This is a genomic window from Pseudomonas sp. UMAB-40 (genome assembly GCF_900095275.1).
Lineage (GTDB): Bacteria > Pseudomonadota > Gammaproteobacteria > Pseudomonadales > Pseudomonadaceae > Aquipseudomonas > Aquipseudomonas mandelii_B.
Genome location: NZ_LT607560.1, coordinates 15,438 through 35,584, shown reverse-complemented (window position 1 = coordinate 35,584; position 20,147 = coordinate 15,438). Strand labels below are relative to the sequence as shown.

The 20,147-nt window shown below is 59.0% G+C and carries 23 protein-coding genes; 14 read left to right on the top strand and 9 right to left on the bottom strand.

What is annotated here, in order from left to right; all coding sequences use genetic code 11:
• Nucleotides 1-23: 23 nt before the first annotated feature.
• The 6 genes from K0F88_RS15160 to K0F88_RS15135 form a co-directional block, all read right to left on the bottom strand.
• Complete coding sequence (locus K0F88_RS15160; protein WP_109628747.1) at nt 24-1,373, bottom strand: NCS2 family permease; 1,350 nt, start codon at nt 1,371-1,373, stop codon at nt 24-26.
• Between the two features lie 406 nt (nt 1,374-1,779).
• Entirely contained in the window at nt 1,780-2,151 is a 372-nt protein-coding gene (locus tag K0F88_RS15155; RefSeq protein WP_219095567.1) for a glutathione S-transferase N-terminal domain-containing protein, read from the bottom strand.
• Between the two features lie 101 nt (nt 2,152-2,252).
• Nucleotides 2,253-2,798 (bottom strand): GTP cyclohydrolase I FolE, encoded by a 546-nt coding sequence (gene folE, locus K0F88_RS15150; RefSeq protein WP_003204506.1) that lies wholly within the window; start codon nt 2,796-2,798, stop codon nt 2,253-2,255.
• Nucleotides 2,799-2,875: 77 nt separating this feature from the next.
• Nucleotides 2,876-3,433, bottom strand: a complete 558-nt coding sequence (locus K0F88_RS15145) for a Smr/MutS family protein (RefSeq protein WP_219095566.1) — start codon at nt 3,431-3,433, stop codon at nt 2,876-2,878.
• Nucleotides 3,434-3,521: 88 nt separating this feature from the next.
• Nucleotides 3,522-3,842, bottom strand: coding sequence for a hypothetical protein (locus K0F88_RS15140; protein WP_010456650.1), 321 nt, complete (start codon nt 3,840-3,842; stop codon nt 3,522-3,524).
• A 130-nt stretch (nt 3,843-3,972) separates the two neighbouring features.
• Nucleotides 3,973-4,563 carry a cysteine hydrolase family protein gene (locus tag K0F88_RS15135; RefSeq protein WP_094471395.1) on the bottom strand — a complete coding sequence of 197 codons (591 nt, stop codon included), beginning with the start codon at nt 4,561-4,563 and terminating at the stop codon, nt 3,973-3,975.
• 238 nt (nt 4,564-4,801) lie between these two features.
• On the opposite strand from K0F88_RS15135, the gene prmB reads away from it, so the two are divergent.
• Nucleotides 4,802-5,710 carry a 50S ribosomal protein L3 N(5)-glutamine methyltransferase gene (prmB, locus tag K0F88_RS15130; RefSeq protein WP_219095565.1) on the top strand — a complete coding sequence of 303 codons (909 nt, stop codon included), beginning with the start codon at nt 4,802-4,804 and terminating at the stop codon, nt 5,708-5,710.
• A gap of 121 nt (nt 5,711-5,831) precedes the next feature.
• On the opposite strand, the gene K0F88_RS15125 is transcribed toward prmB, so the two are convergent.
• Both K0F88_RS15125 and K0F88_RS15120 read right to left on the bottom strand, forming a co-directional pair.
• Nucleotides 5,832-6,623 (bottom strand): hypothetical protein, encoded by a 792-nt coding sequence (locus K0F88_RS15125; RefSeq protein WP_094471397.1) that lies wholly within the window; start codon nt 6,621-6,623, stop codon nt 5,832-5,834.
• Nucleotides 6,624-6,722: 99 nt separating this feature from the next.
• The gene (locus tag K0F88_RS15120) at nt 6,723-7,676 is read right to left on the bottom strand and encodes an alpha/beta hydrolase (RefSeq protein WP_094471398.1); all 954 of its coding nucleotides are present in this window, start codon (nt 7,674-7,676) and stop codon (nt 6,723-6,725) included.
• A 129-nt stretch (nt 7,677-7,805) separates the two neighbouring features.
• Between K0F88_RS15120 and aroC the strand changes: the two genes are divergently transcribed.
• From aroC to mtnC, 5 genes are read left to right on the top strand one after another with little or no spacing between them, the layout of a single operon-like run.
• Nucleotides 7,806-8,897 (top strand): chorismate synthase, encoded by a 1,092-nt coding sequence (gene aroC / locus K0F88_RS15115; protein ID WP_219095564.1) that lies wholly within the window; start codon nt 7,806-7,808, stop codon nt 8,895-8,897.
• Between the two features lie 34 nt (nt 8,898-8,931).
• Complete coding sequence (locus K0F88_RS15110) at nt 8,932-10,077, top strand: MFS transporter (protein WP_219095563.1); 1,146 nt, start codon at nt 8,932-8,934, stop codon at nt 10,075-10,077.
• Complete coding sequence (locus tag K0F88_RS15105) at nt 10,074-10,700, top strand: methylthioribulose 1-phosphate dehydratase (RefSeq protein WP_094471401.1); 627 nt, start codon at nt 10,074-10,076, stop codon at nt 10,698-10,700. Before K0F88_RS15110 ends, K0F88_RS15105 begins: the two co-directional genes overlap by 4 nt.
• Nucleotides 10,701-10,734: 34 nt before the next feature.
• Complete coding sequence (locus K0F88_RS15100; RefSeq protein ID WP_010456634.1) at nt 10,735-11,280, top strand: acireductone dioxygenase; 546 nt, start codon at nt 10,735-10,737, stop codon at nt 11,278-11,280.
• Between the two features lie 4 nt (nt 11,281-11,284).
• The gene (gene mtnC, locus K0F88_RS15095) at nt 11,285-11,968 is read left to right on the top strand and encodes an acireductone synthase (protein ID WP_094471402.1); all 684 of its coding nucleotides are present in this window, start codon (nt 11,285-11,287) and stop codon (nt 11,966-11,968) included.
• 137 nt (nt 11,969-12,105) lie between these two features.
• On the opposite strand, the gene K0F88_RS15090 is transcribed toward mtnC, so the two are convergent.
• Entirely contained in the window at nt 12,106-12,384 is a 279-nt protein-coding gene (locus tag K0F88_RS15090) for a DUF3509 domain-containing protein (RefSeq protein WP_208671975.1), read from the bottom strand.
• Nucleotides 12,385-12,728: 344 nt separating this feature from the next.
• Between K0F88_RS15090 and K0F88_RS15085 the strand changes: the two genes are divergently transcribed.
• The 8 genes from K0F88_RS15085 to K0F88_RS15050 all read left to right on the top strand — a co-directional run bounded on the left by K0F88_RS15085 (nt 12,729) and on the right by K0F88_RS15050 (nt 20,143).
• Complete coding sequence (locus K0F88_RS15085; RefSeq protein WP_219095562.1) at nt 12,729-14,555, top strand: long-chain-acyl-CoA synthetase; 1,827 nt, start codon at nt 12,729-12,731, stop codon at nt 14,553-14,555.
• Between the two features lie 96 nt (nt 14,556-14,651).
• Nucleotides 14,652-15,170 (top strand): ankyrin repeat domain-containing protein, encoded by a 519-nt coding sequence (locus K0F88_RS15080; protein ID WP_094471405.1) that lies wholly within the window; start codon nt 14,652-14,654, stop codon nt 15,168-15,170.
• 273 nt (nt 15,171-15,443) lie between these two features.
• Nucleotides 15,444-15,974, top strand: coding sequence for a hypothetical protein (locus K0F88_RS15075; RefSeq protein ID WP_219095561.1), 531 nt, complete (start codon nt 15,444-15,446; stop codon nt 15,972-15,974).
• A gap of 64 nt (nt 15,975-16,038) precedes the next feature.
• Nucleotides 16,039-16,230 (top strand): PLDc N-terminal domain-containing protein, encoded by a 192-nt coding sequence (locus tag K0F88_RS15070; RefSeq protein WP_010456621.1) that lies wholly within the window; start codon nt 16,039-16,041, stop codon nt 16,228-16,230.
• 261 nt (nt 16,231-16,491) lie between these two features.
• A complete protein-coding gene (gene speE, locus K0F88_RS15065) occupies nt 16,492-17,367 on the top strand; it encodes a polyamine aminopropyltransferase (protein ID WP_094471407.1) in 876 nt (291 codons plus the stop codon).
• Nucleotides 17,368-17,544: 177 nt separating this feature from the next.
• Nucleotides 17,545-17,778: a hypothetical protein gene (locus tag K0F88_RS15060; RefSeq protein WP_094471408.1), complete on the top strand. Its 234-nt coding sequence runs from the start codon at nt 17,545-17,547 to the stop codon at nt 17,776-17,778.
• Between the two features lie 214 nt (nt 17,779-17,992).
• Nucleotides 17,993-18,334, top strand: a complete 342-nt coding sequence (locus tag K0F88_RS15055) for a ribonuclease E inhibitor RraB (RefSeq protein WP_219095560.1) — start codon at nt 17,993-17,995, stop codon at nt 18,332-18,334.
• 399 nt (nt 18,335-18,733) lie between these two features.
• A complete protein-coding gene (locus tag K0F88_RS15050) occupies nt 18,734-20,143 on the top strand; it encodes a circularly permuted type 2 ATP-grasp protein (RefSeq protein ID WP_017337349.1) in 1,410 nt (469 codons plus the stop codon).
• The last annotated feature ends 4 nt before the right edge of the window (nt 20,144-20,147 follow it).

Sequence of the window (20,147 nt, the reverse complement as noted above, 5' to 3'; positions counted from 1 at the left end):
TTGAAACGCTTACGGCGTAACGCTTACAAGAAAATAAACTTGGCGATGAAGATCGCGCACAGCACCCACAAACTGACGGAAATTTCCTTGTGCTTACCGGTGAAGGCCTTCAGCACTACGTAAGTGATAAAACCCAGCGCGATACCATCGGCGACCGAGAAGGTCAGCGGCATCATGATCGCGGTGACGATCGCCGGAATGCTGTCGGTCGCTTCGTCCCATTCGATGTGCGCCATGCCGCCCATCATCAGCATCGCCACATAAATCAGCGCACCGGCCGTTGCATAAGCAGGGATCATGCCCGCCAGTGGAGCGAAGAACATGGCTGCAATAAATAACACACCTACGGTGACGGCGGTAAGACCAGTCCGACCACCTGCCGCTACGCCAGCGGCACTTTCCACATAGCTTGTGACGGGCGGGACGCCGACTACAGCGCCAAACACGCTGGAAGCACTGTCGGCTTTCATGGCACGAGAGAGGTTTTCGATGCGGCCGTCCGCGTTCACCAGATTGGCGCGCTGGGCGACGCCCATCAGGGTGCCGGCGGTGTCGAACATGTGCACGAAGAGGAAGGCCAGCACCACGCTGATCATGCTGACGTTGAACACGCCCGCAACGTTCATGGCCATCCAGGTGGGCGCCAGGCTTGGCGGGGCAGACATGATGCCTTCGTAGTGGACGAGGCCCAGGCCCCAGCCCGCGAGGGTCACGGTGATGATGCTGATGAGGATTGCACCGAACACTTTGTGGTAGCTGAGCACGGCGATCATCAGGAAGCAGATGGCGGCCAGCAGCGGGCCGGGCTCGCGCAGGGAGCCGAGCTTGATCAGGGTGGCCGGGCTATCCACTACGATGCCGGCGGTTTTCAGGCCGATCAACCCAAGAAATAACCCCACGCCGGCGCCCATGGCGTAGCGCAGGCTCACAGGAATGCTGTTGAGCAACCATTCGCGAATCCGCGAAAAGGTCAGGAACATGAACAACACACCGGAAACAAACACCGCGCCAAGGGCGGTTTCCCAGTTGTAGCCCATGGTGCCGACCACGGTGTAGGTGAAGAAAGCGTTCAAGCCCATGCCCGGTGCCAGGCCGACCGGCCAGTTGGCGTAGAGGCCCATCAACAGGCAACCCAGGGCAGCCGCGATGCAGGTCGCGACGAATGCGGCGCCATGATCGATACCGGCGTCGGCCATGATGTTGGGGTTAACGAAGATGATGTACGCCATGGTAATGAAGGTTGTCAGACCGGCAATCAGCTCGGTCTTCACCGTGGTGCCATGCAAGCTGAGTTTGAAGATGCGCTCCAGCCAGCCATTGCGTAACGGCGGCGAGAGTTCCAGCGTCGGGGCTTCGGATTTGCGGCTTTCCACAGCGAGTACTCCTCAAGAGTTTTATTTTTATTTCCAGGGCCGGACCCATGAGGGTGGCAGCGGCCCTTTGAGGCACTTGCGAATTTGTTGACCGGTTGGTCAGGAACTCGCACGAAGTGGATTATGCTTTTGTATACAAATAAAGCAAATAATGTTTTTGGTTTTGTAGACGAAAAGATTGGCAATAGGGATATATCGCCGGGAGGGATGCGTTCGCGAGCAGTCTGTCGCCGGTGTGGGGGCGAAAAAAAACCGGCGATCGGCCGGTTTTTTTCTGTTCGGGATTTGCGGTGTTGGTGCGGGCCTCATCGCGAGCAAGCTCGCTCCCACAGGTTTTGTAAGCACCACAAATCACTGTGGGAGCGGGCTTGCCCGCGATGGCGTCAGTCAAACCACCACAAAACCATCAGGCTGCAGCAAATCGCTTATCCAGATAATCAATAATCACCTTGGATTCATACATCCAGGTGGTCTGCCCATTTTCTTGAATGCGCAGGCACGGCACCTTGATCTTGCCGCCTTGCTCCAGCAGGGTCTGGCGGTCCTGTTCGTTGTTCTTCGCATCGCGCAACGCCACTGGCACATTCAGGCGACGAAGGGTGCGGCGGGTTTTCACGCAGAACGGGCAGGCGTGAAACTGATACAGCGTCAGCTCTTTGGCCGCCGTTTCGACCTGGGCTTGAGCGGCGGCGGGGCGCTGCTTCTTGCTTGGGCGGGTGATGAAGTCGATGAAGATGATCAGTTGGCCAAGGCCGACACGAAGCGCTTTTACGAACACGGAATAAGCCTCACAGGGCGAACGGAAGGCGCGCAGCTTACCTGATTTTTCTCAGGCGAAAAAAAACCGGCGATGAATGCCGGTTTTCTTCGTGTAACAAATTACTTGATCAGGCTGAGAAACTCGCTGCGAGTCGCCGCGTTTTCGCGGAACTCACCCAGCATCACCGACGTGATCATCGACGAATTCTGCTTCTCCACACCGCGCATCATCATGCACATGTGCTTGGCCTCGATTACCACCGCAACGCCCAGGGCACCAGTGACTTGCTGGACCGCATCGGCGATCTGGCGGCTGAGGTTTTCCTGGATCTGCAGGCGGCGAGCGTACATATCGACGATCCGCGCGACTTTCGACAGGCCCAATACTTTGCCGCTCGGGATGTAGGCGACGTGAGCCTTGCCGATGAACGGCAGAAGGTGGTGTTCGCACAACGAGTAAAGCTCGATGTCCTTGACCAGCACCATTTCGCTGTTGTCGGAACTGAACAAGGCACCGTTGGTGACTTCTTCCAGTGTCTGTTCATAGCCGCGGCAAAGGTACTGCATGGCTTTGGCGGCACGCTTTGGCGTGTCGAGCAGGCCCTCGCGGGAGACGTCCTCGCCCAATTGGCCGAGAATCGCGGTGTAATTCTGTTCCAGGGACATGAAACTACCTGTGGGGATTTTCGCAAAGGGCAAGGGTACGGTGGCAAACACGGCGCTGCAAGCGTGAAGCGACAGCTTTACTCGTCGCGACCTTCCATCATGGTCCGTTTGAGCATCACATAAACCGCGCCGGCACCGCCATGTTTCGGTTGGCACGAGGTGAAGCCGAGCACTTGGGAATGCTGACGCAACCATGTGTTGACGTGGCTTTTGATCATCGGCCGCTTGCCGTCCAGACGCACGGCTTTGCCGTGGGTGACACGCACGCAGCGGATTTCGAATTTGGTGGCTTCGGCCAGGAACGCCCAGAGGGTTTCCCGGGCTTTTTCCACCGACATGCCATGCAGGTCGAGGCTGCCTTCGAACGGAATCTGTCCGACCTTGAGCTTGCGCATCTGGCTTTCCTGAACGCCGTCACGGGCCCACATCAACTCGTCTTCCGGGCCGACGTCGATCACGAACTGATCGGAAAGACCATCAACGGTGGTGGCATCGGTGCGAACGGTCGCGGCCTGGCGCAGCTTGGCGATTTGCGCGCGGTCGGCCTTGGGTTTGCCGGTGTCGGCGCGATCGTGCTTGATCGGCTTGACGCCTTGGATCGCACTTTTGAACAGGGAAAAATCGTCGTCTTGCATGTCAGCCTCCGCGAAGGGCGGCCAGTTTACCCAAGTCGAGGCGCTATCCATAACAATTGAGGCCCGCCAAAAAAGCCGGACCTTCGATTCAATCGTGTTTTTTCATCAGGTGCGGGGACATGTTCAGCTCTCGTGACTGGCGCGAACGACGCCGGCAGCGACGCCACAGCCACACACCGATATAGAGCACGAACAGGCCAACCGCCAGAATGATCGCCGAACCCAGCGGGCTGGCGTTCAACTCGCCCAGGGCCGGGGGACGGCCGAGCAGGCTGGCGGCGCCGGCCATTGCCAGCAACACACCGCACGTCGCCAGCAAGGCAGCAAAGGCTGCGCCGAATCGAAAACGCCAGTTGCGTTGGCCCTTGGGCCGCAAGCGGCGTGCGTCAAAACCATCGGATAACTTCATTCCGACCTTCCTCAATGGGTATCGGCCCTTCGACCGGGAGTTGTCCGGGTTGTTCCTGAGGCTAAGTCAATTGCAGCAAATGAGAGGCTTTTGCGGATGAGCGGCGGTATTGACCGCTCTTCGCGGCCGATCAGATCAGTTCGTGAGTGAGGGCGAGGGTGGCGAAGTTGTCCGCCATGATCGCCATTTCAGTCTGTTGAACGTGCTCGGCCGTCAGTACGCCACCCTTGTAGGGCAGATCGCGAGTCGCGCAAGCGTCTTCAACCAGTGTGCAGCGAAAGCCCAGGTTCTTTGCCGCACGTACGGTAGTGCTGACGCTGGAGTGACTCATGAAGCCGCACACGATCAGGTCCAGCGAACCAAGGTTCTGCAAGCGTTCCAGTAATTCGGTGCCGTGAAACGCACTCGGCAGCAGTTTGCCGATAATGGTTTCGTCCGCCTGTGGCTCCAGCCCCGGGATGAACTCACCGCGTTCGCCCTGTGGATCGAACAGCCCGCCGACGGTGCCGAGATGGCGCACATGCACGATCGGACGACCGGCTGCACGGGCAGCAGCCACCAGTTGTTTGATGTTCGCGACGGCAGCATCCATGCCGGTCAGGGCCAGTGGGCCGCCGAGGTATTCTTTCTGGGCATCGATGATGACAAGGGTCGCATGACCCAGATTGGCTGCTGCGTAACCGCGGCCGCTGAGTTGAAACATCGTTTTTGGAACGGACATTCTGGGGCTCCTTGGAGTGGGGCTTTTGCGACATTGTCCTCTGGCTGAGCGGTTCTGTGAATCGCTACTATCGTAGGCGCCGTCGTTGCTGGCGTGCAGCCTTGTCAAGATGCAGGTTTTGTTCAATGGCCAACGGCAAAAATGGACATGTCCTACATCTGATCCGCTGTTTTCCCGCGTCGTCGTGGCGCGTTTTGGCTGTTAGAATCGCCAGTCGTTTTTTCTGGAGTTTGCCCCCGTGATCACTTCCCGCCTTCGTACCCTGCGTGACCATATCCGTTGGGCCGTCAGCCGCTTCCATGGGGAGGATCTGTTTTTCGGCCATGGGACCGACAACGCCTGGGACGAAGCCCGTCAACTAGTGTTGGGTGCCTTGCACTTGCCGTGGGAAATCGCCGACAGCTACCTCGACTGCAACCTGGAAGAGGACGAACTGGTCAACCTGCAACGCATGCTCAAGCGCCGTATCGAAGAGCGCATTCCGACTGCTTATCTGCTGGGTGAAGCGTGGTTTTGTGGCATGTCGTTCATTGTCGACGAGCGCGTGTTGATCCCGCGTTCACCGATTGGCGAGCTGATCGAAAAACGTTTTGAGCCATGGTTGGGCGCCGAACCTGCGCGAATTCTAGACCTGTGCACCGGTTCCGGTTGCATCGGTATCGCCTGCGCCTACGAGTTCCAGAATGCCGAAGTGGTGCTGGCCGATCTGTCGTTCGAAGCGCTGGAAGTGGCCAACCAGAACATCGAGCGCCATGGTGTTGATGAGCGGGTGTACACCGTTCAGGGTGATGGGTTTGACGGCTTGCCGGGTCAGCGTTTCGACCTGATCGTGTCGAACCCGCCTTACGTTGACGCGGAAGATTTCGCCGACATGCCGGACGAATATCAGCATGAACCTGAACTGGGTCTGGCCTGCGGTGATGATGGTCTGAACCTGGTGCGACGGATGCTCGCTGAAGCAGCGGATCATTTGACCGAGAAGGGCTTGCTGATAGTTGAAGTGGGCAACAGCCAGGTTCACGTCGAGGCGCTGTACCCGGAAGTCGACTTCGCCTGGCTCGATTTCGAGCGCGGCGGGCATGGTGTGTTCATGCTGAGCGCGGAGCAGTGCCGCGATCATCAGGCCTTGTTCGCTTCGCGCGTCTAACCCGCAATGATCGTTCCCACGCTCTGCGTGGGAATGACTCAATGGACGCTCAGCGTCTGCTCGTGGGGACGCGGAGCGTCCCGGGCTGCATTCCCACGCAGAGCGTGGGAACGATCAGCCATCAGCGGTGCGTAGCAATCCAGATCAACAACCCCGCCTGAAACACCGCAAACGCCACCAGGCACGTAATGGTAAAGCGCAGCCCGGCGTCTTCACGCTTGTACTTGCTGACCTTCTCTTCGTGCTTCTTCAGCTTCACTTCCTGCTCCGCCAGATTCTGCTCGGCCTGTTGAAGCATCTGCGCGGCTTCGAGAATTTCCACCACTTGCAGCTTTTCGCTGTTCCAGTCACCGACCAGATCTTCGACCCGAACTTCTTTGACGCTGCCTTTCAGATGCTGGGCGTCGGCGTAGACCACCTCAAACCCATGCGACTTCAGGAAGTGATCTCGGCGCAGGCGCGTGTCTTCGTTCAACGCATCTTTATTGTTCAGATCCGTGCCGTCGACGGTGTAGCCGGGCCAACGCTTCTTCGCCCAGGTAATCCCTTGCGCGGCCATGAACCGGCCGATGCCACGGTTCATCGGTTCAATCTGCAAGCCGCTTTCGGGCTCGAAATGCACACGCTTGGCGGTGTGATCGACCCACACGTCCAGATGATTCTGCTCTTTGCGCACGCGCTGGCCAGGCAGCTTGATGTTCATGCGCATCAGGCTGTGGTCCTTGCTGTGGCGGTCGGCGTAACCGAATTCGACAAAGCGCAATGGCCGCCCACCGGTATTGCGGTCGGTTTGCAGCGGCGCCAGGCGGAGCATCTTGTGGTGCTCGACGTGAACGTCCGCCCACGGCAGCTCGACCGCTGGCGGTGCGTCTTTTTCAGCGGTCGTGTCGGGTGAAGTCTGGGTATCAGTCATAACGGCGAGATCCTGTCCAAGCTCTGCTTGTCGTCAGTCATAGCGCTGGCGACAAAGGCTTATCGGCCGTTTTTTTCAGGACTGGAGGGTGAGTAGTGGCTAACTGGTGCGAAGTCCGTCAATAAACCCGAGGATTCGCGCGCCGAGTTCGGCGGCCAACGGCAATTGCGGGTCCTTGTAAGAGGCCATTTGCCGTTTCACATCGTTGGGCACGATGCGCATGACGTGGTTCATGCCTTCGATCAGCGCCAGTTCAGCGTCCGGTTTGGCCGCCTTGAGCATCCTGGCGTCACCGACGCCGACCTGGATGTCGTTGCTGCCCTGGATGATCAACGCCGGCATTTTCAGTTTGGCGAACGCCGCCGCCGGGTCCTGGCGGAACAGCGAAATCAGATACGGCTGCACGCTCGGGCGGAAAATCACCTGCAACTGCGGTGGCACGTTGTCGTCGGTGTGGCCGGCCTTGAGGCTGTCGAGCAGTTCATTGCTGCGCAGCATCAGCGGCGGTGGCAGGCGATTGCTCAATTGCTGACGCAACACCTGGTCGATCGGCCGGGCGCTGCCAGACATCGAGATGACCGCGGCAGCATTGATGCTGGGCGCCGCAAGGCTGGCGATCAAGGCGCCTTCGCTGTGGCCCAGCAGAATCAGCTGGCCAAAGCGCGGATCGGTTTTGAGCTTGCGACCCCAGGCCTCAGCGTCGGCCACATAGGCTTCCACCGACAGATTGCGCTCGTCCGGCGTCGCCGCGAGGCTCGCCGCCACGCCGCGCTTGTCGTAACGCACGCTGGCGATGTTGTGTTTGGCCAGCACCCAGGCCAGTCGCTTGAGGCTGTCGTTACGTCCGCCATCAGGGTTATTTCCGTCGCGATCCGTAGGACCGGAGCCGGAAATGATCAGGACAACCGGCACCGGGGTCTCGGATTTCGGCAGCAACAGCGAGCCGAAAAGCTCTCCGGTGCCGGTATCCAACGTGATCGGGCGTTGCAGGACAGTGGCCTGGGCAAAGCCGGTAAACAGGGTAAGGCTCAAGGCTAGAACTCGCAGCATCATCACGCCATCATTCACAAAGGTGCCGGTTGGACTCGCGGGCACCCATAAGGTTCGAGGATGAACTACTTGGGTAGCCTGCGTATACTGGCGCGCATTACGTATTCAGGTTCATTTCACGGAGCGTCCTGCATGTCCGGCAATACCTACGGCAAGCTGTTCACTGTCACCACCGCGGGCGAAAGCCATGGTCCGGCGTTGGTCGCCATTGTCGACGGCTGCCCGCCGGGGCTGGAGATTTCCCTTGAGGATCTGCAGCGCGATCTGGATCGCCGCAAACCCGGCACCAGCCGCCACACCACCCAGCGCCAGGAAGCCGACGAAGTCGAAATCCTCTCCGGCGTGTTCGAAGGTCGCACCACCGGTTGCGCCATCGGCCTGTTGATCCGCAACACCGACCAGAAGTCCAAGGACTACTCGGCGATCAAGGACCTGTTCCGCCCGGCCCACGCCGACTACACCTATCACCACAAGTACGGTGAGCGCGATTACCGCGGTGGCGGACGCAGCTCCGCCCGTGAAACCGCCATGCGCGTGGCCGCCGGGGCGATTGCGAAGAAATACCTGGCGACCCAGGGCATCGTCATTCGCGGCTACATGAGCCAGCTCGGCCCGATCGACATTCCGTTCAAGACCTGGGACTCGGTGGAAGAGAACGCATTCTTCAGCCCTGACCCGGACAAGGTCCCGGAACTGGAAGCCTATATGGACCAGCTGCGCCGCGATCAGGATTCGGTCGGCGCGAAGATCACTGTCGTCGCCGAAGGTGTGATGCCGGGCCTCGGCGAGCCAATCTTCGATCGCCTCGACGCCGAACTGGCCCATGCGCTGATGAGCATCAACGCGGTCAAAGGCGTGGAAATCGGCGCCGGTTTCGCCAGCGTCGCCCAGCGCGGCACCGAACACCGCGACGAAATGACCCCGGAAGGTTTCCTCAGCAATAACGCGGGCGGCATTTTGGGCGGTATCTCCTCCGGTCAGCCGATCGTTGCGCACTTGGCGCTCAAGCCGACCTCGAGCATCACCACGCCGGGCCGCTCGATCGACGTTCATGGCAACCCGGTGGATGTCATCACCAAGGGCCGTCACGACCCCTGCGTCGGCATCCGCGCCACGCCGATCGCCGAAGCGATGATGGCCATCGTGCTGATGGATCACCTGTTGCGTCATCGCGGGCAGAATGCCGACGTGCGCGTGAGCACGCCGGTGCTGGGTCAGCTTTAATGGCTCACCTCACAGCCGCTTTGGTCTGAGGACTATGGCGGCGCTCCCGTACTGGCGGCTCTCCAGTTTCTATCTGTTCTATTTCGCCTTGCTCGGTTCGACAGCGCCGTTTCTGGCGCTGTACTTCGATCATCTGGGCTTTTCCAGCGCGCGCATCGGCGAGTTGGTGGCGATCCCGATGCTGATGCGTTGCGTGGCACCAAACATCTGGGGCTGGCTCGGTGATTACACCGGCCGACGCCTGGCCATTGTGCGCTTTGGCGCCGTCTGCACGCTGCTGACGTTTTCTCTGATTTTCGTCAGCAAGACTTACGCCTGGCTGGCGATGGTCATGGCGTTGCATGCGTTCTTCTGGCACGCAGTGCTGCCGCAGTTCGAAGTCATCACCCTGGCGCACTTGAAAGGGCAGACGTCGCGCTACAGTCAGATTCGCCTTTGGGGGTCCATCGGTTTCATCATCACCGTGGTCGCGTTGGGCCGGATGTTCGAATGGCTGAGCCTCGACATCTATCCGGTGGCGCTGGTGCTGATCATGGCCGGCATTATCATCAGCAGCCTGTGGGTGCCCAACGCGCAACCGGTTCAGGGCGAGCGAATTGCCGGAGACGGGTTTCTCAGGCAATTGCGCAACCCCGGCGTGTTGGCGTTTTACGCTTGCGTGGCGCTGATGCAGGTGAGCCACGGGCCGTATTACACCTTTTTGACCCTGCACCTTGAACGGCTCGGTTACAGTCGAGGCGTGATCGGCATGCTCTGGGCGGTCGGCGTGGTCGCCGAAGTCCTGATGTTCCTGGTCATGAGCAAAATCCTCGCGCGCTTTTCGGTGCGTCGGGTGCTGCTGGTGAGTTTCCTGCTGGCGGCCGTGCGTTGGTTGCTGCTGGGCTCGCTGGCTGAATTCCTTTGGGTGCTGCTGTTAGCCCAGGTGCTGCACGCTGCAACATTCGGCAGCTTTCACGCCGCTGCCATCCAGTTCGTGCAACGTAGCTTCGGTGCACGTCAGCAAGGTCAGGGCCAGGCGCTTTACGCCGCGCTCGCCGGCACTGGCGGCGCATTGGGTGCGTTGTATTCCGGCTACAGCTGGAATGCGCTCGGGGCCACGTTCACCTTTAGTATTGCCAGTCTCGCAGCCTTCGCCGCTGCCGTTATCATTGCCACACGCATGCAAGAGGACAGGCCATGAGCCTTACCCGTGAACACCTCGCCCAGGAAATCATCGACGCCGGGCGTTTTCTGTATGGCCGCGGCTGGTCGCCGGCCACCAGCAGCAATTACTCGACCCGCCTGTCGCCGACCGAAGCGCTGCTGACCGTGTCCGGCAAGCACAAAGGCCAGTTGGGTGTGGATGATGTGCTGGCCACCGACCTGTCGGGCAACAGCCTGGAACCGGGCAAAAAACCGTCCGCCGAAACCCTGCTGCACACCCAGCTCTACAGCTGGCGCCCGGAGATCGGCGCGGTGCTGCACACCCATTCGGTAAACGCCACGGTGTTGTCGCGCCTGACGCCGCAGGATTTCATCGAGTTCGAAGATTACGAACTGCAAAAAGCCTTCAGCGGCGTCTCGACCCACGAGTCCCGGGTGCGTGTGCCGATTTTCGACAACGATCAGGACATTGCGCGTCTCGCCGCCAAGGTGCAGCCTTGGCTTGAAGCCCATCCCGATTGCGTCGGCTACCTGATTCGCGGCCATGGCCTCTACACCTGGGGTGCGCGCATGAGCGACGCACTGCGGCAGATCGAAGCGTTTGAATTTTTGTTCGAATGCGAGTTGAAGATGCGCGCGGTTTTGAACCGTCAAGCATGAACCGCAACGCATGAACCGTTAAGGAGTTGCCCTGATGAGCAGCCTGTCCGTTTACCACGTCTCAAGCCCTGATCTTCCGAACAAGGTGCTGACCCATTTCGAAGACATCGCCTCGACCCTGGCCGAGCAGGGCGTGCGTTTCGACCGCTGGCAAGCCACGGCGAAGATCCAGCCCGGCGCCAGCCAGGAAGAAGTGATCGCCGCGTATCAGGAACAGATCGACAAGCTGATGACCGAGCGCGGTTACGTCACCGTCGACGTGATCAGCCTGAACAGCGATCACCCGCAAAAAGCCGAACTGCGCGCCAAATTTCTCGACGAACACCGCCATGGAGAGGACGAAGTACGATTTTTCGTCGCCGGCCGTGGGCTGTTCACCCTGCACATCGACGATTACGTCTACGCCGTGCTGTGCGAGAAGAACGACCTGATCTCCGTACCGGCCGGCACGCCACACTGGTTCGACATGGGCGAGCATCCGCACTTCGTCGCGATCCGACTGTTCAACAATCCAGAAGGCTGGGTCGCCAACTTCACCGGCGAAGACATCGCCAGCCGCTTCCCGCGTCTTGAGGACTGAGTCGATGCCGATCAAAGCGATTCTCACCGACATCGAAGGCACCACCAGCGCGGTGAGTTTTGTGTTCGACGTGCTGTTTCCGTATGCCGCCAAACACCTGCCGGACTTTGTTCGCCAGCACGCCGTGCGCCCAGATGTGGCCGAGCAACTGGCCGCCGTGCGCCGCGACAGCAACGAACCGGGCGCCGACGTTGAGCGGGTGATCGAGATCCTGCTGGGCTGGATTGCCGAAGACCGCAAGGCAACGCCGCTGAAAGCATTGCAAGGCATGGTCTGGGAGCAGGGCTATCATGCCGGACAGTTGAAAGGCCACGTTTACCCGGACGCCGTTGAAGCGCTCAAGCGCTGGCATCAGGACGGTTTCAAACTGTTTGTGTATTCCTCGGGCTCGATCCAGGCACAAAAGCTGATCTTCGGCTGCTCGGAGGCGGGTGATTTGTCGCCCCTGTTCAGCGGCTACTTCGACACCACGTCGGGGCCCAAGCGTGAAGCGCAATCTTACGAACGCATCACCTATGCCATCGGGCTGGAGGCTGCGCAGATTGTGTTTTTGTCAGACATCGTCGAGGAACTGGACGCGGCGCGCATGGCCGGCATGGCCACCTGCGGGCTGGCCCGAGAAGGCGGCGAGCTGGCGGGGCATGTGACCGTCGACAGTTTTGCCCGGATTGATCTTTCCACTTTCTAAGGTCCAGACACATAACCTGTGGGAGCGAGCAAGCTCGCACAGGGGATCGGTGTACCGTCAGAAACAAAACAGGCCGTGAAGCTAAAGCTTTCACGGCCTGTTTGTTTACAGCGCGTTTATTGACACAACCGCAAGGTTCACGCCGAGTGATAGGTCGGCAGGGCAAACCGCTGCTGGCTTTGCAGCATGGAAATCTGCGGCAGTTCACTGGCCTGTTCGGCCAGGTCACGGCGAATCGCACTGATCACCCACGACAACTGATCGCCGGCATGCAATTGCTGGTACGAAATCGAACGCTTGAACACTTTGCCTTCGGTGCTGCGCAGGGTCAGCAGAATGCCACCATCCGGACGCGGCTGGGTGGTCACTTCGAAGTTGGAGAACAGGGAGGTAAATTTTTCTTGGATCAGGCTCATGTCTATCAGCTCCGTTAGCACTTGATTGGCAAGCATGGAGAGGTAGTTGCAGTGATTGTGCCAGCACCTGATATTTTTAAAATCGTTATAAATCAATGGCTTATATTTTTGGTGAATTTTTGCTTTCGTGCAATCTGCATGAATGGCCATCGTGCATCCTGCATTTTGCGTGGTTGGCCACGATTCGATGGAACCAATCACCTGCGCTGAGGTTCGCGATCTCGAATGCTCGGGGCGCGGATACAAAACATTTCAAAAACCGCGTGTACAGCTCAAGAACCGCTGACGTATTTTCAGACTCATAGACGGCCGCCCGACAATAAAAAGATCGAACGGGAGCAAGCATGAGCGACACGATTACCTGGGGCATGATGCTCCGCAAGCTGCCTTCCATTGCCAAAGCCATTCCTCGCGTGGTGAAGGGCATGAAGGTTGCCAACGTCAAGGACCCGACCCAACCGTGTGGCCTCGGACGGACGTTCGAGCAAGCGACCTTGCGCAATCCCGATGGGCCCGCGTTGCTGCAAGGCGACGTGACGCTGAGTTATGCACAGGTCAACCAGTGGGCCAATCGCATCGCCCATCATCTGATTGCCCAAGGCATCCAAAAGGGCGACGTGGTGGCGGTTTTTCTCGAGAACCGTCCCGAACTACTGGTGACGATATTGGCAGTGGCCAAGGTCGGCGCGATCAGTGCCTTGCTCAATACCTCGCAAACCCGCGATACCCTGGCTCACAGCCTGAACCTGGTGGCGCCTGCGGCGATCATTGTTGGCGAAGAACTGGTCCCGGCTTTCAGTGCCGTCCGCGAGCGGGTGTCGATCGAACCGACGCGCACCTGGTTCGTCGCCGATCAAGACACCTATCGACATCCCGGCCATGCGCCCGACGGTTTCATCAACCTGATGAGCGCCAGTGCCCAGGCGTCCAGTGAAAATCCGGTCAGCAGCCAGCAGGTTTTTTTCGACGATCCTTGTTTCTATATCTACACCTCAGGCACCACCGGATTGCCCAAGGCGGGCGTGTTCAAACACGGTCGCTGGATGCGCAGCTCGGCGAGTTTCGGCCAGATCGCCCTGAATATGCAGCCCGAAGATGTCGTCTATTGCACCTTGCCGCTGTATCACGCCACCGGACTCTGCGTGTGTTGGGGTTCGGCGATCAGCGGCGCCGCAGGATTTGCCATCCGCCGCAAGTTCAGCGCCAGCCAGTTCTGGAATGACGTGCGCAAATACCAGGCGACTACCCTCGGTTACGTCGGCGAATTATGCCGCTACCTGGTGGATCAACCGCCCGCGGCCGACGACAGCAAACACCGCGTGACCAAAATGATCGGCAATGGCCTGCGCCCCGGAGCCTGGCGCGAGTTCAAGACGCGCTTTGCGGTTGATCACATCTGCGAGCTGTACGCCGCCAGCGACGGCAATATCGGGTTTACCAATATCCTCAACTTCGACAACACCATCGGTTTTTCCCTGATGGCCTGGGAGCTGGTGGCCTACGACCACGACAGCGGCCTGCCGATTCGTGACGCCAAGGGCTTCATGCGCAAAGTCGCCAAAGGAGAGCAGGGCCTGTTGGTGGCGAGAATCGACGACAAGGCGCCGCTGGACGGTTACACCGATCCGCAGAAGACTGAAAAAGTCGTGCTCCACGACGTGTTCACCAAAGGCGACCGCTACTTCAATACCGGCGATCTGTTGCGCAACATCGGGTTTGGCCATGCGCAGTTCGTTGATCGGTTGGGGGACACCTACCGCTGGAAGGGGGAGAACGTCTCGACCACCGAGGTCGAGAACATCCTGCTGCAACATCCGAATATTTCTGAAGCCGTGGCGTATGGCGTCGAAATTCAGAACACCAACGGACGTGCCGGCATGGCCGCGATCACGCCAGCCGAATCCTTGGCGACCCTGGACTTCAGCGAGTTGCTGGCGTTTGCCCGCCAGCAAATGCCCGCGTATGCGGTGCCGCTTTTCCTTCGGGTCAAAGTGAAAATGGAAACCACCGGGACCTTCAAATACCAGAAGACCCGGCTCAAGGACGAAGCCTTCGACCCCGGCAAAACCGGCGATGACCCGATCTACGCCTGGCTGCCCGGCACCCAGACTTACGTGCAAGTCACCGATCAGGTCCTGGCGGATATTCACAGCGGCAAGTACCGCTATTGAATGTGGCTATGGCGGCTCTTGAGAAAAAAGAAGTGACAGCCTCGGGGCTGCTCGGGAAACTGTCGGCTTTCCGAATGACAGACAGTGGAGTCCCCGATGTCAGACCAAAGCCGCCAGATGACCCCCGAAGAAGCCGCTGAATTTGCCGAACAGGTATTCAACAAAGCGCGCGAGGGCGATGCGGCCATGATGGCTGCGCTGCTGACCAAAGGCCTGCCGCCGAACCTGCGCAACCACAAGGGCGACACCTTGCTGATGCTCGCCGCTTACCACGGCCACGTTGAGACGGTAAAAGTGCTGCTGGAACACAAGGCCGACCCGGAAATCCGTAACGACAATGGCCAAAGCCCGATTGCCGGCGCCGCGTTCAAGGGCGACTTGGCGGTGGTCAAGGCGTTGGTCGAGGGTGGTGCCCAAGTGGAAGGCTCATCCTTCGATGGCCGCACCGCGCTGATGATGGCGGCGATGTTCAACCGCGTTGAAATTGTTGATTACCTGATCAGCAAAGGCGCCGATCCGAAAGCCAAGGATGCCAATGGCGTCACCGCGCTGGATGCGGCGAAGACCCTCGGCGCTGTCGATACCACCGCGCAGCTGCAAAAACTGCTGTCCTGATTACGCACGCTCCCCTGTGGTGGGTAATCCTGTTCACTTAAAATAATCTTCAGTCGAGCAGAATCCTGTGGCGAGGGGGCTTGCCCCTGTCCAGCTGCGAAGCAGTCGCAAAACCCGACAACTCGGTTTGTCTGAGCGGACGCTGGGGGCCGCTTCGCTGCCCAACGGGGGCAAGCTCCCTCGCCACAGGAAGCCCTCGCCACAAGTCCGCATCTCACGCTGAATGCGCTATCCTTCGCGCCCTCAAAATTCACTCGCTACAGGATCCGTCCCATGAAAGCCGCACTCGTCGAACTCATCACTAAAATCAGCTCCGGGTGCATGAGCGATGATGCCATCGTGAAAGTCGCTGACGAAGCGGCTCAGGCCTACGCCGATCCCGAGGCTTTTCTGGCAGCCAATCCGGATATCAACTACGACGACTCCTTCCCGATTCCACTGGGCGAGTGGGTTGTGGTCGGCAGCCTGCCGGAAACCGTGCTGTTCCAGGCCGACACCTACGTCGACCTGTTCGCCCAGATCGTCGCCTCGTTCGGCCCCGGTGTTGATTTCAACATCAAACCCAAGCAACTGGCCAAGACCGAAGCCCTGACCGCGCTCAACCGCATTCAGGTGCAGATGGGCAGCATGAACAAGGAAAACGGCGGTTACACGCTGATGAACTTCAGCCAGTTGCTCGACGACGAACTGCAAGTGGTACTGGTCTACGGCAACGACGTACCGCGCGTACTCGAGTTGTGCGCGCAAGTGGGTATCACCGCCGCGCCATCGCTCGAAGCCCTGAAAATCGCGGTCCACGTTTAAAAAACGGAACCCTCGCAAGGCGCGGCTATCCTAAGAGTGCACACCACTCTTAGGGAGCGACACCATGGGTTCCACGTTCAATGGCCTGATTGGCCTGATTATTCTTGTCCTGGACATCTGGGCAATCATCAACGTGCTCAAAAGTGGCGCCGACACAGGGATGAAAATCATCTGGGTGCTGCTGATCCTGCTGCTGCCGGTCCTGGGCCTGATCATCTGGGCCATCGCCGGGCCACGGGGCAACGTCCGGATCTGAGCTGTTTCCCAAAAACAACACTGAACCTGTGGGAGCGTGGCTTGCCCGCGATGGGATCACAGCGGTGTATCTGACAGACCGCGACGTCCGCATCGCTGGCAAGCCAGCTCCCACAGGGATTGTGTCGCGTCGTTAACTGACGTTCGACCTGTCATCTTCCGCAACGTAGAATGCGCGCCTTTCCCGGTTAATCGAGCCGCTCGATTGGCCATCATGGGCGGGTAACCGTCCGTTGCCACCGCATTCATCGGAGCACTTCCCATGAGCAACATCACCACCAGCGAATACCTGGAAACCCTTTACGAAGGCTACGGCCAGCGTTTTCGCATGGAAAAACTGCTGCACGAAGTGCGCACCGAACACCAGCATCTGGTGATTTTCGAAAACCCGCGCATGGGCCGGGTCATGGCGCTGGACGGCGTGATCCAGACCACCGAGGCTGACGAATTCATCTATCACGAGATGCTCACCCACGTGCCGATCCTGGCGCACGGCACCGCCAAGCGCGTGCTGATCATCGGTGGTGGCGACGGCGGCATGCTGCGTGAAGTGGCCAAGCACCGCAGCATCGAGCACATCACCATGGTCGAGATCGACGGCACCGTGGTCGACATGTGCAAGGAATTCCTGCCGAACCACTCCAAGGGTGCGTTCGATGATCCACGCCTGAACCTGGTGATCGACGACGGCATGCGTTTCGTCGCCACCACCACCGAAAAATTCGACGTGATCATTTCCGACTCCACCGACCCGATCGGTCCTGGTGAAGTGCTGTTCTCCGAAAACTTCTACCAGGCCTGCCGTCGCTGCCTGAACGAAGGCGGCATCCTGGTCACCCAGAACGGCACGCCGTTCATGCAGATCGAAGAAGTCAAAACCACCGCTGGCCGCCTGCGCAGCCTGTTCCCGGACTGGCACTTCTATCAGGCCGCAGTGCCGACCTACATCGGCGGCGCCATGACCTTTGCCTGGGGCGCGACAAACACCGCCTATCGCAAGTTGTCCCGCGAAACCCTGCAACAGCGTTTCGCCGGCAGCGGCATCATCACCCGCTACTACAATCCGGAAATCCACATCGGCGCTTTCGCCTTGCCGCAATACGTGCTGCAAGCGGTGAACAAGCCAAGCAACGACTAAACTGTACGCATAGCCCCATGTAGGAGCGAAGCTTGCACCGCTTTCGCGAGCAAGCTTCGCTCCTACAGGTTCTCAGTATTTTTCATGTTTGCGTGCGGTGATCCGTTTGAACGATCACTCAGGCCAAAAGTCCAGATGGTTGTAAGCCCATTTGCGGATTTGTTCGAGGAGGCACTGATGCAAAAGTGGAAAATCACTTTCGTGGATGATCACGGTGAAACAGTCGATGAAGTCTTTGAGTGCGACGAGTGCCCGGATAACGAGCAAGCCGCGAAACTCATCAAGGCCCGGCTCCTTCCTGTCGCCGCCGAACTGGATCTGAATGATCTGGAAGGGCGAACCACTGATGCCTGCGTCAAAAGTCTCAAGACCCAGAACAGCATTCAAATCCTCGGCATCACGCCAATCTGAACAACACCTGTCTCATTCTTATCCAGGCCTTGGCAGCGCCTCTGTCTTGGGGCTACTCTGCAATCGAGATCAGCGAACGGATCGCTAAGGTCTGGTCTTGTCAGCTACATGCTTGCTTCCCACCGGCAACCTGGTTGCCGCATCACTCGCACCAATCGGTTGCTTGTGCCGGGAATACGGAAAGTCTATCCATCATGATTGAGGGGGACGTTTCATGAGCACAGCCTATCAAGAAGACATCAGCAGCAGCGTGTTGCGCCGCATGAAAGAAGGCGGTTTCGATTTTTCACGATTCCATCCCATCGAGTTCTACGCCATTTTCCCGGACGAGGAGCGGGCACGCAGGGCGGCAGGGCAATACAAAGGTGAATCCTTGAACGCGCAGATCAGTGTGCGCGATGACGGCGCATGGGCGCTCGAACTGAGCAAAGTCATGTACGCCACCTACGATGACATCGGCGATTTCGAACAGGGTTTCGAGGCTGTGGTTGAGCCTCTGGGCGGCATCCTCGAAGGGTGGGGCGTCAAGCAGGAAGTACGAGGGCGACTCGCATAACGTTATGAACAGTGACAACGCTCAGCAACGGCTGACCTTCGGGTTGGCCGTTTTCGTTTGTGGCATCCGAAATATCCCCTCGGCAAAATTCTGAAACAAGAATCCCGGCGCAAAAAAAACCGCCTGAGCAGGCGGCTAAAGGGAAGTTCGGTCAGGTTTTGCAGCGGATGCGCGGATTATCCGCACCGCTGGCCGGGCAGTGAAATCAACTCTGACTATGCTGGTGATAGGCGACAACGTCGCCTTGCAATGAAGCGGGGGCGATCAGCTTGGGGCGTTTGCTGCACAGGATTGGTGCGGTGCAAACAGCGTGATTATCCAACTGATTGATAACAAAGCGTTTCTGCCGATGGCACGGGCCTTGCGAAGCCTAGATGTCCGGGTGACAAGGAGTACGGCATGATCCGCACCTATTTTGATGAGATGTACGATGCCGGCGGCCAGGTCCGCCCGCATTATCGGGAGTTTGCCCGTTGGCTGGCCGAGACGCCTGACGAGCTCTTGGCACAACGGCGACGCGAGGCCGATCTGTTATTTCATCGCGCCGGGATTACCTTCACGCTCTACGGTGATGAGCAGGGGACAGAGCGCCTGATTCCTTTCGATACCATCCCGCGCAGCATCCCCGCCAGTGAATGGCGGATCGTTGAGCGCGGCTGTATCCAGCGGGTCAAGGCGTTGAACATGTTCCTCGCCGACCTCTACCACGAGCAGCGCATCATCAAGGCCGGCATCATCCCGGCCGAGCAAGTGCTGGCCAACGAGCAATACCAGTTGGCAATGCAAGGGCTCGATCTGCACCGCGATATCTATTCGCACATCTCCGGCGTTGATCTGGTGCGCGATGGAGACGGCACGTACTACGTGCTCGAAGACAACCTGCGTACTCCCAGCGGCGTGAGCTACATGCTCGAAGACCGCAAGATGATGATGCGGTTGTTTCCCGAGTTGTTCTCGGCCCAGCGCATCGCACCGATCGACCATTATCCGAACCTGTTGCTCGACACTCTGAAAAGCTCCAGCCCGATCGATAACCCGAGCGTGGTGGTGCTGACACCGGGTCGCTTCAACAGCGCGTTCTTTGAACATGCTTTTCTGGCGCGGGAGATGGGCGTTGAGTTGGTGGAAGGTGCGGACCTGTTCGTGCGCGACGACAAGGTGTTCATGCGCACCACGGACGGGCCGAAGGCGGTCGACGTGATTTACCGTCGCCTCGACGATGCGTTCCTCGATCCGCTGGCGTTCAACCCGGATTCGATGCTCGGTGTTCCGGGGCTGCTGTCGTCTTACCGATCCGGCAACGTGGTGTTGGCGAATGCCATCGGCACGGGGGTGGCGGACGACAAGTCGGTGTATCCGTTTGTCACGGACATGATCCGTTTCTACCTGGACGAAGAGCCGATCCTGAAGAACGTGCCGACGTTCCAGTGTCGCAATCCTTCTGAGCTTTCCCACGTGCTGGCCAATCTTCCAGACCTGGTAGTCAAGGAAACCCAGGGCTCCGGCGGTTACGGAATGCTGGTGGGGCCGGCGGCGACCGCGGCGGAAATCGAGTCGTTCCGCGCGCGGATCAAAGCCAAGCCCCACGCGTATATCGCGCAACCGACGTTGTCCCTGTCGACCTGTCCGACCTTTGTCGAAAACGGCATCGCGCCACGCCATATCGACCTGCGTCCGTTTGTATTGTCTGGCCGCGAAACCCGGGTTGTGCCCGGCGGTTTGACCCGTGTCGCCCTGCGTGAAGGCTCTCTGGTGGTGAACTCCTCCCAGGGCGGCGGAACCAAGGACACCTGGGTGGTCGAGGATTGAAGGA

Bases quoted from the DNA above. Each gene is read 5' to 3' on its own strand.
- K0F88_RS15070 (WP_010456621.1), top strand. From the start codon at position 16,039: ATGGGTTCCACGTTCAATGGCCTGATTGGCCTGATTATTCTTGTCCTG.
- K0F88_RS15145 (WP_219095566.1), bottom strand. From the start codon at position 3,433: ATGCAAGACGACGATTTTTCCCTGTTCAAAAGTGCGATCCAAGGCGTC.
- K0F88_RS15060 (WP_094471408.1), top strand. From the start codon at position 17,545: ATGCAAAAGTGGAAAATCACTTTCGTGGATGATCACGGTGAAACAGTC.
- folE (WP_003204506.1), bottom strand. From the start codon at position 2,798: ATGTCCCTGGAACAGAATTACACCGCGATTCTCGGCCAATTGGGCGAG.
- K0F88_RS15135 (WP_094471395.1), bottom strand. From the start codon at position 4,563: ATGTCCGTTCCAAAAACGATGTTTCAACTCAGCGGCCGCGGTTACGCA.
- K0F88_RS15105 (WP_094471401.1), top strand. From the start codon at position 10,074: ATGAGCCTTACCCGTGAACACCTCGCCCAGGAAATCATCGACGCCGGG.
- mtnC (WP_094471402.1), top strand. From the start codon at position 11,285: ATGCCGATCAAAGCGATTCTCACCGACATCGAAGGCACCACCAGCGCG.
- K0F88_RS15120 (WP_094471398.1), bottom strand. From the start codon at position 7,676: ATGATGCTGCGAGTTCTAGCCTTGAGCCTTACCCTGTTTACCGGCTTT.
- K0F88_RS15080 (WP_094471405.1), top strand. From the start codon at position 14,652: ATGTCAGACCAAAGCCGCCAGATGACCCCCGAAGAAGCCGCTGAATTT.
- K0F88_RS15085 (WP_219095562.1), top strand. From the start codon at position 12,729: ATGAGCGACACGATTACCTGGGGCATGATGCTCCGCAAGCTGCCTTCC.
- K0F88_RS15100 (WP_010456634.1), top strand. From the start codon at position 10,735: ATGAGCAGCCTGTCCGTTTACCACGTCTCAAGCCCTGATCTTCCGAAC.
- K0F88_RS15075 (WP_219095561.1), top strand. From the start codon at position 15,444: ATGAAAGCCGCACTCGTCGAACTCATCACTAAAATCAGCTCCGGGTGC.
- K0F88_RS15110 (WP_219095563.1), top strand. From the start codon at position 8,932: ATGGCGGCGCTCCCGTACTGGCGGCTCTCCAGTTTCTATCTGTTCTAT.
- K0F88_RS15090 (WP_208671975.1), bottom strand. From the start codon at position 12,384: ATGAGCCTGATCCAAGAAAAATTTACCTCCCTGTTCTCCAACTTCGAA.
- aroC (WP_219095564.1), top strand. From the start codon at position 7,806: ATGTCCGGCAATACCTACGGCAAGCTGTTCACTGTCACCACCGCGGGC.
- K0F88_RS15055 (WP_219095560.1), top strand. From the start codon at position 17,993: ATGAGCACAGCCTATCAAGAAGACATCAGCAGCAGCGTGTTGCGCCGC.
- K0F88_RS15125 (WP_094471397.1), bottom strand. From the start codon at position 6,623: ATGACTGATACCCAGACTTCACCCGACACGACCGCTGAAAAAGACGCA.
- K0F88_RS15050 (WP_017337349.1), top strand. From the start codon at position 18,734: ATGATCCGCACCTATTTTGATGAGATGTACGATGCCGGCGGCCAGGTC.
- K0F88_RS15140 (WP_010456650.1), bottom strand. From the start codon at position 3,842: ATGAAGTTATCCGATGGTTTTGACGCACGCCGCTTGCGGCCCAAGGGC.
- speE (WP_094471407.1), top strand. From the start codon at position 16,492: ATGAGCAACATCACCACCAGCGAATACCTGGAAACCCTTTACGAAGGC.